At 49.3% G+C, this 14,130-nt stretch carries 19 protein-coding genes; 7 read left to right on the plus strand and 12 right to left on the minus strand.

What is annotated here, in order from left to right; genetic code table 11:
• Positions 1 to 2: 2 nt before the first annotated feature.
• From fapR to OHJ21_RS13670, 3 genes are all read right to left on the minus strand, one after another.
• Entirely contained in the window at positions 3 to 569 is a 567-nt protein-coding gene (gene fapR / locus OHJ21_RS13660) for a transcription factor FapR (protein WP_036664034.1), read from the minus strand.
• Between the two features lie 187 nt (positions 570 to 756).
• Positions 757 to 930 (minus strand): 50S ribosomal protein L32, encoded by a 174-nt coding sequence (gene rpmF, locus OHJ21_RS13665; protein WP_006211382.1) that lies wholly within the window; start codon positions 928 to 930, stop codon positions 757 to 759.
• A 53-nt stretch (positions 931 to 983) separates the two neighbouring features.
• On the minus strand, positions 984 to 1,493 hold the full coding sequence (locus OHJ21_RS13670; RefSeq protein ID WP_100538179.1) for a YceD family protein: 510 nt from the start codon (positions 1,491 to 1,493) through the stop codon (positions 984 to 986).
• A gap of 198 nt (positions 1,494 to 1,691) precedes the next feature.
• Between OHJ21_RS13670 and OHJ21_RS13675 the strand changes: the two genes are divergently transcribed.
• Complete coding sequence (locus OHJ21_RS13675) at positions 1,692 to 2,927, plus strand: nucleotidyltransferase (RefSeq protein ID WP_486021038.1); 1,236 nt, start codon at positions 1,692 to 1,694, stop codon at positions 2,925 to 2,927.
• On the opposite strand, the gene OHJ21_RS13680 is transcribed toward OHJ21_RS13675, so the two are convergent.
• Positions 2,917 to 3,957: a SepM family pheromone-processing serine protease gene (locus OHJ21_RS13680; protein WP_486020268.1), complete on the minus strand. Its 1,041-nt coding sequence runs from the start codon at positions 3,955 to 3,957 to the stop codon at positions 2,917 to 2,919. The two genes, OHJ21_RS13675 and OHJ21_RS13680, sit on opposite strands and share 11 nt — an antisense overlap.
• A gap of 113 nt (positions 3,958 to 4,070) precedes the next feature.
• On the opposite strand from OHJ21_RS13680, the gene OHJ21_RS13685 reads away from it, so the two are divergent.
• Positions 4,071 to 5,303: a nucleoside recognition domain-containing protein gene (locus OHJ21_RS13685; RefSeq protein WP_100538182.1), complete on the plus strand. Its 1,233-nt coding sequence runs from the start codon at positions 4,071 to 4,073 to the stop codon at positions 5,301 to 5,303.
• Here OHJ21_RS13685 and coaD read toward each other — a convergent pair.
• Together coaD and rsmD are read right to left on the minus strand one after the other, a co-directional pair.
• Positions 5,281 to 5,796, minus strand: coding sequence for a pantetheine-phosphate adenylyltransferase (gene coaD / locus OHJ21_RS13690; RefSeq protein ID WP_100538183.1), 516 nt, complete (start codon positions 5,794 to 5,796; stop codon positions 5,281 to 5,283). The genes OHJ21_RS13685 and coaD overlap by 23 nt on opposite strands.
• The gene (rsmD, locus tag OHJ21_RS13695) at positions 5,786 to 6,391 is read right to left on the minus strand and encodes a 16S rRNA (guanine(966)-N(2))-methyltransferase RsmD (RefSeq protein ID WP_486020269.1); all 606 of its coding nucleotides are present in this window, start codon (positions 6,389 to 6,391) and stop codon (positions 5,786 to 5,788) included. The genes coaD and rsmD overlap by 11 nt, the downstream gene beginning before the upstream one ends.
• 474 nt (positions 6,392 to 6,865) lie before the next feature.
• On the opposite strand from rsmD, the gene OHJ21_RS13700 reads away from it, so the two are divergent.
• The 3 genes from OHJ21_RS13700 (at position 6,866) to OHJ21_RS13710 (ending at position 9,543) form a co-directional block, all read left to right on the plus strand.
• Complete coding sequence (locus tag OHJ21_RS13700) at positions 6,866 to 7,075, plus strand: DUF5316 family protein (RefSeq protein WP_100538184.1); 210 nt, start codon at positions 6,866 to 6,868, stop codon at positions 7,073 to 7,075.
• Between the two features lie 85 nt (positions 7,076 to 7,160).
• Complete coding sequence (locus OHJ21_RS13705) at positions 7,161 to 7,334, plus strand: hypothetical protein (protein ID WP_394054715.1); 174 nt, start codon at positions 7,161 to 7,163, stop codon at positions 7,332 to 7,334.
• A 235-nt stretch (positions 7,335 to 7,569) separates the two neighbouring features.
• Entirely contained in the window at positions 7,570 to 9,543 is a 1,974-nt protein-coding gene (locus OHJ21_RS13710; RefSeq protein WP_486020271.1) for a stalk domain-containing protein, read from the plus strand.
• A gap of 279 nt (positions 9,544 to 9,822) precedes the next feature.
• Here OHJ21_RS13710 and OHJ21_RS13715 read toward each other — a convergent pair whose 3' ends face one another.
• On the minus strand, positions 9,823 to 9,930 hold the full coding sequence (locus tag OHJ21_RS13715; RefSeq protein WP_243390772.1) for a YjcZ family sporulation protein: 108 nt from the start codon (positions 9,928 to 9,930) through the stop codon (positions 9,823 to 9,825).
• Between the two features lie 205 nt (positions 9,931 to 10,135).
• The gene (locus tag OHJ21_RS13720) at positions 10,136 to 10,390 is read right to left on the minus strand and encodes a helix-turn-helix domain-containing protein (protein ID WP_326114069.1); all 255 of its coding nucleotides are present in this window, start codon (positions 10,388 to 10,390) and stop codon (positions 10,136 to 10,138) included.
• A gap of 178 nt (positions 10,391 to 10,568) precedes the next feature.
• On the opposite strand from OHJ21_RS13720, the gene OHJ21_RS13725 reads away from it, so the two are divergent.
• A complete protein-coding gene (locus OHJ21_RS13725) occupies positions 10,569 to 11,240 on the plus strand; it encodes a tetratricopeptide repeat protein (RefSeq protein ID WP_486020272.1) in 672 nt (223 codons plus the stop codon).
• A gap of 84 nt (positions 11,241 to 11,324) precedes the next feature.
• Here the strand turns inward: OHJ21_RS13725 and OHJ21_RS13730 are convergent, their stop codons facing one another.
• The 4 genes from OHJ21_RS13730 to rpiA all read right to left on the minus strand — a co-directional run bounded on the left by OHJ21_RS13730 (position 11,325) and on the right by rpiA (position 13,767).
• Positions 11,325 to 11,960: a GDSL-type esterase/lipase family protein gene (locus OHJ21_RS13730; protein WP_326114067.1), complete on the minus strand. Its 636-nt coding sequence runs from the start codon at positions 11,958 to 11,960 to the stop codon at positions 11,325 to 11,327.
• A 129-nt stretch (positions 11,961 to 12,089) separates the two neighbouring features.
• Entirely contained in the window at positions 12,090 to 12,521 is a 432-nt protein-coding gene (locus OHJ21_RS13735) for a GNAT family N-acetyltransferase (protein WP_326114066.1), read from the minus strand.
• A gap of 30 nt (positions 12,522 to 12,551) precedes the next feature.
• Positions 12,552 to 13,001, minus strand: coding sequence for a MarR family winged helix-turn-helix transcriptional regulator (locus tag OHJ21_RS13740; protein ID WP_100538190.1), 450 nt, complete (start codon positions 12,999 to 13,001; stop codon positions 12,552 to 12,554).
• Positions 13,002 to 13,050: 49 nt separating this feature from the next.
• Positions 13,051 to 13,767: a ribose-5-phosphate isomerase RpiA gene (rpiA, locus tag OHJ21_RS13745; RefSeq protein WP_326114065.1), complete on the minus strand. Its 717-nt coding sequence runs from the start codon at positions 13,765 to 13,767 to the stop codon at positions 13,051 to 13,053.
• Between the two features lie 89 nt (positions 13,768 to 13,856).
• Here rpiA and OHJ21_RS13750 point away from each other — a divergent pair, with 89 nt between their 5' ends.
• Positions 13,857 to 14,054 (plus strand): hypothetical protein, encoded by a 198-nt coding sequence (locus tag OHJ21_RS13750; protein WP_127594301.1) that lies wholly within the window; start codon positions 13,857 to 13,859, stop codon positions 14,052 to 14,054.
• The last annotated feature ends 76 nt before the right edge of the window (positions 14,055 to 14,130 follow it).

A 14,130-nucleotide genomic window follows, 5' to 3' on the forward strand; every position in this document is an offset into this window, starting at 1 on the left:
TGTCATTCCCCTGCAGATCGGTAGATTACGAAATTCCCCTGAAACACCATTTCATCAGCGACATAAGTAAACACTTCCACCTTGGCCTTTCCCTTCTGGCCGGCAATGGACCTAACGTAGGCTTTGGCAATGCATTTCTCGCCGAGACGCACCTGTCTCAAAAACCGTATATCCGCTGAAGACGTCAATGCGATTTCTTCATTGATTACGGCAATGGCAAGTGAATTGGCTTGAGCGAACACGTAATGCCCGCGGGCAATCCGCGTTTTGCTGAATACATGCTCCTCACGGATTTCAAATATCGATATTCCGCTCTTGTCCAACTGCAAGTCAACGACATCCCCGATCACCTCTTCGAGTGACAAGGAACGAACCTGGTCATAGGAATGCTCCGCCATCTGCTTCATTCGCTCACGAAGCTCCGGGATGCCAAGTTCCATACGGTCAAGGCGTATCGTCTGAATGCTCACTTTAAGCTGGCGAGTCAACTCGCGGTCTGTAACAAAGGGATTCTCGTCGATCAGCTGAATCAGCCGCTGGTGACGGTCTTTCTTGGATAAACGATCGATGACGAAACAACTCCTTCTGCCGCTATGAAAGCCGCCATTCTTCAAACATACATATATGTAAATTAGTCGCAAATATTAGAACCTGGTACTAATGTTAAGTATAAATCATGTCACGTCAAAAAGAAAGGGGGACTTCGGACAAAAAAAATAGCACCTCACCAAAGATGAAGTACTACTTATTTAAAAACTATTGTTTGATGATCTCTCTTGCCTTATACGTTCCGCATACTTTACATACGCGATGAGCAAGCTTCAATTCTCCACATTGCTCGCATTTCACCATGCCTGGCACAGCCAGCTTAAAATGAGTACGACGCTTGTCACGACGTGTTTTGGACGTTCTACGTTGAGGTACTGCCATGTTCCCACCTCCTTATCAGTTCAACCCGCTGAACACGGGTGCCATATCCATCATCATTTAAAGAAGTCCTTCAGTCCGGCTAGCCTAGGATCGATCACTTCCGTATCGCAGTCGCACGTGCCTTCATTCAGGTCTTTGCCGCAATTCGGGCAGAGTCCCTTGCAGTCGGCTTTACATACCGGAGCTAGCGGCAGGTGGAGCAAAAATGCTTCTTCTACATAGGGAGTGAGATCCACACTCTCACCTTGCACGTATGTAGTGTCATCATTCTCATCCTGAATGGTTTCAGGATCTTCCACCGGCTGGAATACTTCATGAAAGGGGATGTGCACATGTTCGCTGATCGGCTTCAGGCAGCGGGAGCAATTCATCTCCAGCTCGCCTTGCAATCGTCCACGAACATCCACCGTACCCGAAACCGTTGGGGTTGCTGTCAAATCCACGTCTAATGGCTGAACAGCAATGATATCCTTCCGGTCCTTAACGGCATTGCTTACATCCACGGTTTGATGGAACTGTAACGGTTGATCGCTGGTTGTCAATTTACGAAATTGAATTAGCATATCCATCACTCCAAACAAACAAAGATTATTATACCGATTCTCGAAGACTTTTGTCAACAGGATAACCCTAACAACCTCTATATTGTTACCCGATATTTCACTTCATACTACCAGAATTACAACGCTCCGAGGAGAGGCGCTTATTGTTGCAGGAACGTCATGCAATTATGTTATATTCTAATCAAGGAGTTGAAACGAATGAAGACGGTTGGCATTGTTGTTGAATATAATCCCTTACATAACGGTCATGTGCTGCACTATCGCAGATCCAAAGAAATAACGGGGGCGGATGCCGTCGTCGCGGTGATGAGCGGTCCGTTTCTCCAGCGCGGCGAACCTGCCATTGCAGGCAAGCGCGCACGGGCCGAAATGGCCCTTGCCATGGGAGTTGACCTGTGCATTGAACTGCCGGTAACCTATGCCGTACAGCCTGCGGAGTGGTTCGCGTACGGTGCGGTAGCCATTCTGGAAGCCACAGGGGTGGTGGACTATCTTTCCTTCGGATCGGAGAGCGGTACGCTGGAGCAGATTCTGCCGCTGTCCCGTTCGCTTGCCAGCGAATCCGGCGAGCTCCAATCCGAAATTGAAAAGCGACTCCAGGAAGGCATGAACTTCCCGTCTGCTTACGGCGCTGCCGCTGCAGCCCTATTCGGTGAGTCCGGACCTGCAATTGCCCACTTGCAAGAGCTGCTCACGCAGCCGAACAATTCCCTGGGCCTGCACTACCTGATCGCTCTAGAGCGCCTGGGAAGCCGCATTACACCCTATACCATTCCAAGAGAAAACGCACAGTACCATGATCCCGTGCCGGGAGCGTCGTCCATTGCCAGTGCTACCGCCATCCGGAACATCATACTTTCACAGGGATTGGAAGCAGCCAGACCCTACATCCCCGAATTCACGCATAGCATCATGGAGCGGGAAATGGAGAACGGACTAGCTCCCGTCCACTGGGAACGGTTTCGTCAGCCACTGTTTCAATCCCTGCTCACGCATACGCCCGCGCAGCTTGAAGGCTTCCTTGAAGTGACCGAAGGCTTGGAGTATCGGGTTCAGCGCATGCTTGCCCGGTTAAAGCAGCCTACGGTTGAAGCTCTCCTCGAAGCGTTAAAAACCAAACGCTATACCCGCACCAAGCTTCAGCGGATGCTCCTGCATATCATGCTGAATCATGACAAAGCATCCATGAATCGCCAAGAATTGGCCAAAGGTCCGGGATATATCCGGGTCCTCGGCTTCAACGACACCGGGCGTTCCTTGTTGAAACGAATGAAGCAGACTGCCTCGCTCCCCGTCATTCAGAAGCCGACAACGCTGGAGCATCCACAGCTGGAGAGGGACCTGATGGCAGCCGCCGTTTACGCCAACGGACACCCTAAACCGAATATCCGCCATTATTACAGTGATTACCTGCTGCCGCCACTCACCCCTTAGGCGGCAGCTGCTCCAGATAATCTACTGCATCCTGCAGATCCTCAACCGGGATCAGCTCCATGTCCGTTTTGATTCGGTCCGCCCGCTTCTTGGCTTCCTCGTAATTTTTTTGCGGCACAAAAAAGATATCGGCTTCCTTCCGGTCAGCCGCGACGATCTTGTGCTTCACGCCGCCAATGGGACCTACGGCGCCTGATTTGTCAATGGTACCCGTTCCCGCTACCCGGTAACCTTTGCTTAAATCACCATCGGTGAGCTGGTTATAAATTTCAAGGGTAAAGATCAGTCCGGCTGACGGCCCACCGATATTGGTATCCGCAAAATGAATGGTGTGATCGGGATTCGCCGGCTCCACGCTTTGCATCGTAGCAATCATGACGCCCAGACCCGGACGCTCCGCTCCGGTCTTCTCATCCTTAATGCTAACAAGCTGAACTTGTTCCTTAACCGTTTTCCCCTTGCGTTCGAGCTCCACGGATACCACTTCCCCGATGCTTTTCCCGCTTAACAGACTGGCAATTTTCTCATTATCCTCTGCCGGCTGCCCATTGATCTTAATCAATTTATCGCCTGGCCGGAAATGCTCGGCATTAGTAGAATTGTCGGAGATCGACATCACGAATACATAAGCAGGCTCGATGCTGTAGTCAATTCCTGCTTCCTGATAGGCAGCTTCCATCGCAGACGACTGGGAAGAATTCATGTAATACACTTGTGTGGCTGCATATTCATCCTTGTTCTGATCGCCCATTTTTTCTGCCTTTTTCACAACCTCCGCATTGGGGTTAAACGCAGACATCATCAACAAAGCCATATTGGCATAGCTTGCCGACACGGTTGTCATCATAAATGTGCCCTCTTCCGCCGGATCGCTCTTCTCGACATTGATCATGGGCCGAACCTCTTCGGCACTCCCGGGCTGGTATACAAGATAAGGGGTCGGCATATAAACGACAACGTACAGCATGACCCCAACCATTAACAAATACAGCGCAATTTTTAAGCCATTCGGTTTTACAGACTTCTTCATGTAGTTTCCTTCCCTCCGCCTTATATATCCAGCCTTCCACCAAGTTTGGTCTGACGGTTGTCTCCTTTGCATAAAGTTGTACTAGCCATGTTTACGCTGAAAGGAGATTCCTTATGAATAAAGACAACGCCGTCAAGTCATCAAACGGGCTGTGGAACACCATCCTGCTGGGTGCCGCCGCTTTCCTGCTTGTACTGGCTGTCGTCAGCGCACCCGAACCTGCCTTCCAAGCCACCCTGCAAGCACTCAAGCTATGGTGGAATATCGTATTTCCCGCTTTGCTGCCTTTTCTCGTTCTGGTGGAAATACTCATTGCCTATGGCTGGGCCCATGGAATTGGCGTACTGCTGGACCCTTTGATGAAAAAAACATTCAAACTTCCCGGTGCTGGCGGCTGGGTTCTTATAACAGGAATGACTGCCGGGTTCCCGGCAGGAGCGCAGGCCGCCTCCGGAATGTATAAACAAGGCGAGCTTCGTGCCATTGATGCTGGCAGGCTCGCTGCTTTATCCCACTTCTGCAATCCAATGACCATTCTCGTTGTCATCGGAACTGGCCTGCTGCATAAACCGGAAGCCGGTTATCTGCTGCTGATCGTTCATTGGATTTCCGGGCTGCTGGCCGCATGGATATTCAGCCTCTTCCATAAACAGGCTTCTTCAGAAGGCACACGACCGTTTACAGCAACTTTAAACCAAGTCCGAACAAGCGAATTAGCCCGGCGCCCCCTCATTAAAAGGGCAGCGACTGCAGCGCTGGAGGCCCATCAACGGGATGGACGGAGCTTCGGCAAATTACTGGGAGATTCCGTTACCCGTTCGGTTCAGACCTTAATGATGACAGGCGGGTTTATCTTGTTCTTCGCCGTCCTGACCAGAGTATTGACCGGTCACCTGCTGCCGCAGCTTCCACCCTATCTTGTATCCGGAATATTGGAGGCCCATCTGGCAGCCCAGTCCATTAGTGCCTCGGCATTCCAAGCCGGAGTTTTGCAGCTGGCTGTTCTATCCGCCGCACTGGCGTGGAGCGGCATCAGCGCTCAGCTGCAAAGCTTGTCGCTGATGCGGGAAACCGGTCTCTCTTGGCGTTACTTTATGACGAAGCGAGCCCTGCATTCGGTACTCGCCTTTGGAATTACACTGGCCATGTGGAAGCCGGTCAGCGCCCTTTCAGCAGGCATCATGCCTGCTTTCCGAACGGAACCGCTGGATCACGCCAATACAGATCAGCACTTCAACTTTTGGAGCGGATTGCCTTCATTCTTGCAGGTTCAAGGCGTGATCTGCTTATTATTGATCGCGGCGTTCTGGCTGTGTTCCCGTCTTATTGACCGTTATCGCCGCTAAATTTACGGCGCATCGCGGCATGGACCTCAGGGCTAACCAAGTCCGTTGTATCTCCATTAAAATGGGCGATTTCCTTAACAAGACTTGAACTCAGGAACGAATATTTCGGGTGCGTCATCATAAAAATCGTCTCCGCATCCGGGTTCAGCTTATGATTGGTGGATGCCAGTTGAAGTTCATACTCAAAGTCGGTCACCGTGCGGATCCCCCGTACGATGACCTGGGCATTCTTCTGGCGGATATAATTTGCCAAAAGGTCACGGAAGCTGTCGATTTCCACATTCGGAAGATGTGCGGTTTCCTGCCTCAAGAGGTCCTTGCGCTCTTCAATCGTGAACAGCGGGTTCTTGCTTAGATTATTCAACACGGCCACAATCAGCAGATCAAACTGCTTGGAAGCGCGTGTGATGATGTCCATATGTCCCATGGTGACCGGATCAAAACTTCCCGGGTATACGGCAACACGGTATGTACTAGTATTCTCATTTGTCATCCTGTAATTCCTCCTCATCAAGCTCAGACGCTTGATCTTGGGCTGTGTCGTAACGGTATATCGATATGGCGGTTTCTCCGTACTTCGCGGTCCGGAAACAACAAAAATCACCAAATTTCTCAGGATAATTGTAACTTGATTCGTATTCCAATACCACCACTGCCGAATCTTGCAGTAAACCTCGCTCTGCCATATCCAGCATCAGCTCGTCACCATTCTTAAACCGGTATGGCGGGTCCAAAAAGACCAAATCAAAGCTGTAGCCGCGCTTTTCAAGCGCTTTAAGCGCGCGCGCCGCATCGTTGCGGTACACCTCTGCGCTTTCTTCAAGCCTGGCCGCCTTCAAATTATACTTGATCGTACTGATGCTCTTCGGTTCCACATCAATAAAAACAGCACGATCCATCCCCCGGCTTAACGCCTCAATGCCAAGGCCTCCCGTGCCTGCGAACAGATCAAGCAGGGCGCCCCCCTCAAAGTAAGGGCCGATCATACTGAATATGGATTCTTTCACTTTATCCGTCGTCGGACGGGTGCTTGTACCAGGCACACTTTTGAGCGGCCGGCCCTTCGCACTTCCGGATACTACTCTCACTGCTTCATTCACCCGTTTCATTATCTATAAATTCATTGCCAAGACAACGCCATTGACAGTGATTATCGTAACACAATCATCCCATATATGAAAAACGAAACATAACGACTCTCCATTTTTTTCAAAGTCATGTATATTTCTACCACAGCCGGGCATCCTTGAAATATCGACATCAATGAATGTCGTAGACAACCGCGGAGAAGACTTACGTTTCCCCATAAGCTCTTCGTCCGGTTTCTCCTCTCCCATGAGGGAATCTCTTCGGAGGTTCCCGAACTAAATCCCTGTAACGGCAATGTTTATTACAGGGATTTAGTTCTTTTTTTATGTTGAGCCGCTAAACGAAGTTGAGTGGCATTTTGTCATATCAATCTGCTACTTCTAGTCAGACGATGCACTTACCTGTATAAAAAGTATAACCATTCCCTCTCAGCGAACGTTCTAACAATAAAGGGCATGATGGGGGAACACGTGATGAACCTGTTTTTATATGCAGGATTGGCTTGCCTGGCGATTGCAGGGCTTCTATCCGGAGTGTTTATTACTACGGATTACCAACAAAGAGACTACTTCTTTACTGAACCCAAGGACGACCGCGTATCCAGGGAGAAAGTATCCATCTGGTTCTTACTAGCCGGTTTCGTATTTCTTGCGGTCGCCGGTATTGTGTATTTGTTTCGCTAGGGGGGACACTGTGAATATTTGCCCACTCCCCGCAGCGGACGAATAAAGGCACAGAAGCATCTGTAACGAGAGGAGGATCTGATTCATGAATCTTTTTGTTATTAGCCATGAAGATACAGAAATAGAACGAACGAGAATGAAATATGCCTTGATCGCTTTAATCTCTATTCTCACGTTCAGGAAAATCGCCAAAATCGAAACAGTAAAGAATGATTTATACGCGGCTCTATTGCTGTTGAAGGGAACTGGCATTCCTTAATCAGGTTTCTGCAACCACGATGAATCCCCTTAACTAACGCCGTTAGTTCGAGGCAATACAACGAACTATCGCGAGTTTAACCGGCAAGGCGCCCCCGGATATCCGGCGGGCGTTTTTTTGTTCCCTTTTTTAGCCATAACACCAAGCGACAAATTGCAGGAATAGCACCGATTTTGTCGAATCAATATAGCTGTTTGAAAAATATTCCTAATTGTAGTGAAGAGAGGTCATGTAAGTGAGAAGAACGTTGTATGTTCTCGTATGGTTTAGCATGCTGGTGGGACTTGGTTTTGCAGGCACGACGCACGGGATCGCTTCTGCCGAAGAGTCCAAGCTCCAGATCAGCGACATTGCGGGAAGAAACACCTACCTGATGAGCGATGGCTCCATGTGGTCCTTGATTGACGGACGACATGCCATTCGCACGCCGGGTAAAGTTGCAGCCATCAGCGGTTATGAATATGCAGGCATCGGTATGACGCAGGATGGGCGATTAGTGGAATGGGATATCGGCAAGGGACCCAAGGTCGTTCCGGGAACAAGCGGGGTGAAGCAGATAGCGGGTTACTACTGGCTGAAGTCAGACGGCACCGTATGGAACGGCTCGGAAAAAGCAAAAAACCTCAGCGGCATTTTGCTCATCGCCAATGCGGATCAAGAATTTGCCGCCTTGTCCTCAAACGGGGAGCTGCTATTAGAGGATAACTACAAAAAGGGACAATTCAAGAAGCTCGGTATCGTGGAAAACCCGGCAGGGGTCAAATCCATGACGGTTCACAGCGGGCGTGTTGCCCTATTGCGTGACAACGGTGATGTGGTTGTATACGAAACGTCCAACTTCGACGATAACGGGCGCATCATCCCGGTTACCGTCGCCCAGAATGCAGCCCATATCGTTTACGCATCCAATGAACCGACGGATCTTCTGATTGTGACGCTCCAGGACGGAACCGTATGGACAACCGGAGTGTATAAAGACCGCTGGAAGCTCAAGGAGCAGGTCTCCGGACTGAGCGGGATCGTGAGAACCTCCATTTACGGAAATGCCAAGGATCTGTCGGAGGGGTTCTATGCACAGCGCTCGGACGGAAGCTGGATACATCACACGAACGGACAGAACAAATCGGTTGATGTGCCTGTCGTTAAGGCCTTATCGGTTTCGGTATCCGATGCCAAGCCTTATGTAGGGGACACCCTGGAAGTCAGTATCCAGGAAACTTACACAAACGGGGCCAAGATTAAAGTGCCGGTTAAAGATGCCCAGATCGATATAGACAAGCCTTATTTGATGAGCATACAGAAGAATGGAACACTGAAGTCTGCGGGCGTTGGCAAGACACAGATTACGGTAACCTCGGGCGGTTTGTCCAAATCGATATCGGTATCGTCCAGTCTGCGCAACAATTTGAAATATGCGAAACAAGTAAACGGGAATATCATGGTGCCGGCCAAATCCGTCATTCAGGCACTGGGCGGCACCTATTCGGCCAAAAACGGAGCCGTGGAGGCCAAGTTCGGAGAGACCGTGCTCTCGCTCACGGCCGGCAGCAATCAGGCCAAGCTGAATGATAGCCCGCTGCGTCTAAAGGCGGTTCCGATAACCGACAAAGGCGAGCTGCTGATTCCAGCCACCGTATTATCCGATGTTCTGGGCGCGAAAATCAGCTGGGATGCCAAGTGGAAACAAGCGAATATCTCTTTCGGCAGAGATGCAGCTATGACCGTTGTCTCCAGCGAAACGGCCGGCTTGATCAAAAAAGCGATGCAAGGCAGCTTGGTTAAATTTATCGGCCGAACGTATTGGGTGAATGATTTCGAAGACTTGGAACGTTTCTCGAAATTGACGGTAACCGACATTTTGCCGGACGACAAAGGCGAATTCAACGTGATCTTCAAAACGGGATCAGGAAAATCCGTGAAAAGCTATCCTATGCGCTCTTCGGAAGTGATGCAGCTGTTTGCAGACCGTTCTTCGTTATTAAATTACGACCCTTACCAAAAATACAAATGGTCCGCATCGGTCTGGAAACAGATTAAAGCAGGCCAGGTTTCCCTCGGCATGACAAAAGAACAGGTGCAGCTTTCATGGGGGAACCCGGCAGCCAAGGACATTACCACCGGCGGCGGGAAAACCATTGAAACCTGGGGTTACTCGAATTTTGATATCGTATCTTTCGTAAACGGTAAGGTTATATTGATTATGATGTAGCAGCAGGAACAGACCGGGACAAGAGCTTGAACCCGGGTCCATGTTCGTTCTCCCAAAAACAGACCACTCTTTCGAGCGGTCTGTTTTTATTAGGGATTTTCTGATAGGCGTTTAACCATATGATTCAAAACAAGTCATTAGCCCCGATTGTCGCTTCATCAAAAACAAGACCGCCCTAAGAAGAGGCCATGCCTCTTTTGGACGGTCTGTCGTTGTGACTGCTCAAGGTGCTCGGTGTTCACTTATTGATTCAGTTGGTTTGTTCACTCAAAAGATGGATTAGATAAATGCGCGAGTAATGATAACTAACAAGATGAATAATACCAGAATAGCACCTATAGAAGAGCCATATCCATAACCACCATAACCTTCTCCTACTCCGCTCACATGAATCCCTCCTTTTTTGAACATACCACATGTTATGTCGGTTCCGCTCAAATGAACTGGGCTGCCGCCTGTTCGAGATAAGATTAATGAATTGGCCCATGCATTCGGAACTGCCGGATACGACTATAGAACATCACCCTTGATTCCCATATGAAAAAGGCGCGGTGGAACGGTCGTTCACCACGCCTCATGTAATTTTTGATTCTTATACCTGCGAAAGCAGTTCTTTTCCATCCCGCTCGTTGACATGGTCTGAATGTACATTTCGTCTGCGGCGATCGATCAAACCTTCCTCGCCCAACTCACGGTATTTGCGCATCCACACTTTCAGCCGTCCGATATCTGATATTTGTAAGGCGGATGCCACTTCTTTCTTAGTCATACCCTCCAGCCGCATGGCGACTGCCTTTTTTTTCGTTTCGAAACTGTAATGATGGAATATTTGTCCCTTTTTCGCCATGATTATCACCTCTTTACTACCTTTATCGGCTATCATCGACCTTCTTTCAATACCTATGGCCTATTCCGACATGCGCATGTCTTCAAGGTCTATAGAACCGATCGTGTTTCCACCTAAATAAATCCATGTTATGGTATAATTTGTGTTACAAATTTACATAGAAATTGAGGGATCTCTTTTGTCTAAACTCATTATTTTTGGATTTCTGTTCTACATCTTCGGTAATCCGATTACGGCAATTCTTGTGCTGCTTCTCATCGTGTATGTGCTGGATCGCCGTTTTGTCGGGGTATTTCCCAGCTTGACCAAGCCAATCAAGCGTGCACGGAATATTTCCAAGCTGCGCAGACTGATTGCTGTTAGCCCCAGCGACGTTTCATCAAGGCACGAGCTTGCCAGATTGCTACTGGAGCGCCGTAAGTATGGGGAGGCTCTGAAGCTGCTGGAATCCATAGAATCCAGTTTAGAGGACTCCGCCGAATTCTGGGACGATATCGGACATGCACGCCTGCATACCGGCAGCATCACACAAGGGGAGGCAGATATGATCCGGGCACTGGGGATCAACCCGAGGGTCAAATATGGCCGGCCTTATCTTAGGCTTGCCGATGCATTTCGGGATTCGGATCGGGAGAAGGCCCTCCATTATTTGGAACAGTTCCATTCCATTCACTCTTCCTCCAGCGAAGCCTTTTATTTGCTGGGTTATATGTATCAATCGCTTGGAAGGACCGAAGATGCCAAGAAGTCTTATCAGGAATCGCTGGATGTGTATCGGTCACTGCCCAAGTACAAGAAACGGCAAGAACGCAAATGGGCCGTACGAAGTTTTTTCAGGAAATTATTTTAAATAATATGTGATTACCATAAACCAAGGGCGCCCACACGGTCAAAAGACCATGGGACGCCCTTTTTTTCTTGATCATTCGGTTATTTATGCAAGTGGCTTGTACCCAAGCCGGTTTAATTGTTCCGCGATCACCCGGTACCCTCGGCCATTCGGGTGTAAACCGTCCACCGACATCAGTTCTTTCTCTCGGCCTGAAAATTGTGTGTAAATATCAGCTATTCGAAAATAGCCGTCACTTAACCCCATCAAATGCCGATTGAACCGAATCACGTATTCCGTTGCCTCCGTCCAGGCCGGATATGGATTATACAGACCGATAGCGCGAATAAAATAAGGTTTGCTGACCGGTGACTTTATTTTACGGATATGTCTAACGGTATTAGCCACATGATTCTGACATCGATACAAAGCAGCGTCCAGCACCTCCCGATTCGGTCGCCCCCCCGTGGACTTTACCGCACGTATCAAGTCATTGCCTCCGATCGATATCGTGATGATCTGGGCCTGCTGCAGATGATAGCGATACGTAGGAAGTCGAACGACACGATCGTATAACTCATCCGAGGTTAATCCATTGACCCCAAGATTCTCATGGGCCACGAACTGGCGAAGCTTCTCCTCCGCCATCCGACGGTATAACGGAACAAAACCGCTGCCAGGCATTGCCCCAAACCCGAAGGTCAAGGAATCGCCGACAGCGGTATAATGGTACACCAACATGTTCACCCCCTGCCCCGCTCGTTACGACATTATATGAGGAAGGCCCCCATTGCGAAACGGGTTTATTGTCTTGAATGGCAATTTTAATTCCACTCGAAGTCGGCAAACATGCTTTTTTATATAAATGGCCTATTCTTCGGACTCCTCCACCTCGTAAATGCAGCGGAATCTTTCAACGCCCGGATACTTCTCTCCCAGGCTGTATACCTCAAAGCCGATACTGCGGTAGAAGTTTACGGCTTCTTCATCCGTTTCCGCAATGACTCGGGCCGGCTTAGGCTGGACCTCAAGGAGCAGCTCCAAAATCAATCCGCGTCCATATCCCTTTCCCCGATTCTCCGGAAGAACGGCAAGGTGACGAATGGTAAGCTCGTCCCGATCCACATCAAAACCGATGATTCCTAAGAGAAGTCCGTCCTCTTCAAATCCAAACAGCCGGCTTCGGCCCGTCTGATAAGAAGCTGCCGCCTGATCCACCGCCTCCGGATCCGAAAATACCGAGTAGCTGAGCAGTTCCTTTACTTCGGGTTGCATCGCTTGCATCGTTATATCTTTAAGCATACATATCTCCAATCTAAAACTTGTTTAGGTCTACAGCATCTTCTCTGCACTGATCCCCAGCTTGCGCAGCAGCGCCGCCGCTTGCACTCTCTCGTCTTCCGACAAGCCGCTGAGAACCTTAACCATTAATTCCTGATGCTGAGGAAAAATGGCTTCGAAGAATTCTTGTCCCTCTGCGGTAAGCTCAGCATAAATGACGCGCCGATCCTCAGCGGAAGCCCGGCGAACCAGCAGGTTTTTCTTTTGAAGCTTATCCACCACGTATGTAATGTTACCGCTGGAAATGAGCACCTTCTCCCCTATTTTTTGCAGCGGCTGCGGTCCTTTGTGATAGAGTACATCCAATACACCGAATTCGGTGGAGTTCAATCCGTGACTATTGATGCTGCGATTGGAATGTGTCATCACTGCGTTATAAGCTCTGGCAAGGACAACCAGCAAATGTAACGGGGTATCCTCGTGTTCTTGAATATCCGACATATTTCACCCTCCGAAAGATATCATGTAATTAAGGTTAATGAACGCCAGATCAACTGTCAAATATATTCTTTGCTCCTATGCTCCCGGAATGCAATATCCGTACCGTTCCATCCTGGCAGCCTATGATCGCTTGGTCGGCCATACCGATAAACAGCCCATGTTCAACCACGCCCGGAATGGCGCCTAGCCGAGAGCTTAATTCCTCTGGACGGGCAATATGCTGAAACCGGCAATCAGCAATATAATTCCCGTTATCCGTAACGTAAAACCCTTCATCTTGCTTACGGCGGATTAACACCGAACAGCCAAGCTGGGCCAGTGACCGAACCGTCCACTCATATGCAAAAGGGACAATCTCAACCGGCAGCGGGAAAGCGCCGAGTTGAGTTACGGCTTTCGCTTCATCCGCCACAATCACAAGCCGTTCGCTGTGAAAAGCAGTGATCTTCTCACGGAGAAGGGCCCCGCCCCCTCCCTTGATTAACCGCAGCTGATCATCCAGCTCATCAGCCCCGTCAATCGTCAAATCCAAGCGTTCGATCTGATGTATGGGGGTCAGGGATATCCCTTGTTCCATCGCAAGCTTCTCCGAAGCTTCAGAGGTAGCCACAGCCTGGATCGAGAGCCCGGATCTGACCATCTCGCCGATTTTGAGAATGGCGTAATAAGCGGTTGAGCCCGTGCCCAGTCCTATCTTCATTCCATCCTGCACATACTTGGCGGCATGCTCCGCCGCCATTTTCTTCATATTATATTCACTTGTCATGTGTACCCCCTCCTTCGTCTTAAGCTGAATCAAATGCTATAATATGGGGTGAATTGATGAGATTTCATAACTAACGAAAGGATTATACCATGCGAACAGAGAACCAGATCAAATCCAAGATCAATGAACTTACAATGCAGAAGAAAAAGCTGCAAACCCGCTTGACTGCTCTCGAAGAGAACAGTCCGGAGCGAGCTTCTCTTCTCAATCAGGAAGCCCGCCTCGACGATATGATCACGATGCTGGAATGGGTACTGTTTGAGCCAAGCGGTTCCTATCATATGTAAAGTCGACTGACAAACGGCAGGGGCGCTAACTGCGCCCCTGATTTTTATTAAGATTATAGAATTAATAATTTTTAAG

Origin of the sequence: Virgibacillus sp. LDC1 (assembly GCF_025792345.1) — a bacterium.
Taxonomy (GTDB): Bacteria; Bacillota; Bacilli; order Paenibacillales; family Paenibacillaceae; genus Paenibacillus_AQ; species Paenibacillus_AQ lautus.

Excerpts from the sequence above, each read along its gene's own strand:
- OHJ21_RS13720 (WP_326114069.1), bottom strand. The coding sequence starts at position 10,390 with ATGGCGAAAAAGGGACAAATATTCCATCATTACAGTTTCGAAACGAAA.
- coaD (WP_100538183.1), bottom strand. The coding sequence starts at position 5,796 with ATGACAAATGAGAATACTAGTACATACCGTGTTGCCGTATACCCGGGA.
- rpmF (WP_006211382.1), bottom strand. The coding sequence starts at position 930 with ATGGCAGTACCTCAACGTAGAACGTCCAAAACACGTCGTGACAAGCGT.
- OHJ21_RS13730 (WP_326114067.1), bottom strand. The coding sequence starts at position 11,960 with ATGTTGGTGTACCATTATACCGCTGTCGGCGATTCCTTGACCTTCGGG.
- OHJ21_RS13700 (WP_100538184.1), top strand. The coding sequence starts at position 6,866 with ATGAACCTGTTTTTATATGCAGGATTGGCTTGCCTGGCGATTGCAGGG.
- OHJ21_RS13685 (WP_100538182.1), top strand. The coding sequence starts at position 4,071 with ATGAATAAAGACAACGCCGTCAAGTCATCAAACGGGCTGTGGAACACC.
- rpiA (WP_326114065.1), bottom strand. The coding sequence starts at position 13,767 with ATGACAAGTGAATATAATATGAAGAAAATGGCGGCGGAGCATGCCGCC.
- OHJ21_RS13680 (WP_486020268.1), bottom strand. The coding sequence starts at position 3,957 with ATGAAGAAGTCTGTAAAACCGAATGGCTTAAAAATTGCGCTGTATTTG.
- OHJ21_RS13670 (WP_100538179.1), bottom strand. The coding sequence starts at position 1,493 with ATGCTAATTCAATTTCGTAAATTGACAACCAGCGATCAACCGTTACAG.
- OHJ21_RS13675 (WP_486021038.1), top strand. The coding sequence starts at position 1,692 with ATGAAGACGGTTGGCATTGTTGTTGAATATAATCCCTTACATAACGGT.
- OHJ21_RS13750 (WP_127594301.1), top strand. The coding sequence starts at position 13,857 with ATGCGAACAGAGAACCAGATCAAATCCAAGATCAATGAACTTACAATG.
- OHJ21_RS13740 (WP_100538190.1), bottom strand. The coding sequence starts at position 13,001 with ATGTCGGATATTCAAGAACACGAGGATACCCCGTTACATTTGCTGGTT.
- OHJ21_RS13735 (WP_326114066.1), bottom strand. The coding sequence starts at position 12,521 with ATGCTTAAAGATATAACGATGCAAGCGATGCAACCCGAAGTAAAGGAA.
- OHJ21_RS13705 (WP_394054715.1), top strand. The coding sequence starts at position 7,161 with ATGAATCTTTTTGTTATTAGCCATGAAGATACAGAAATAGAACGAACG.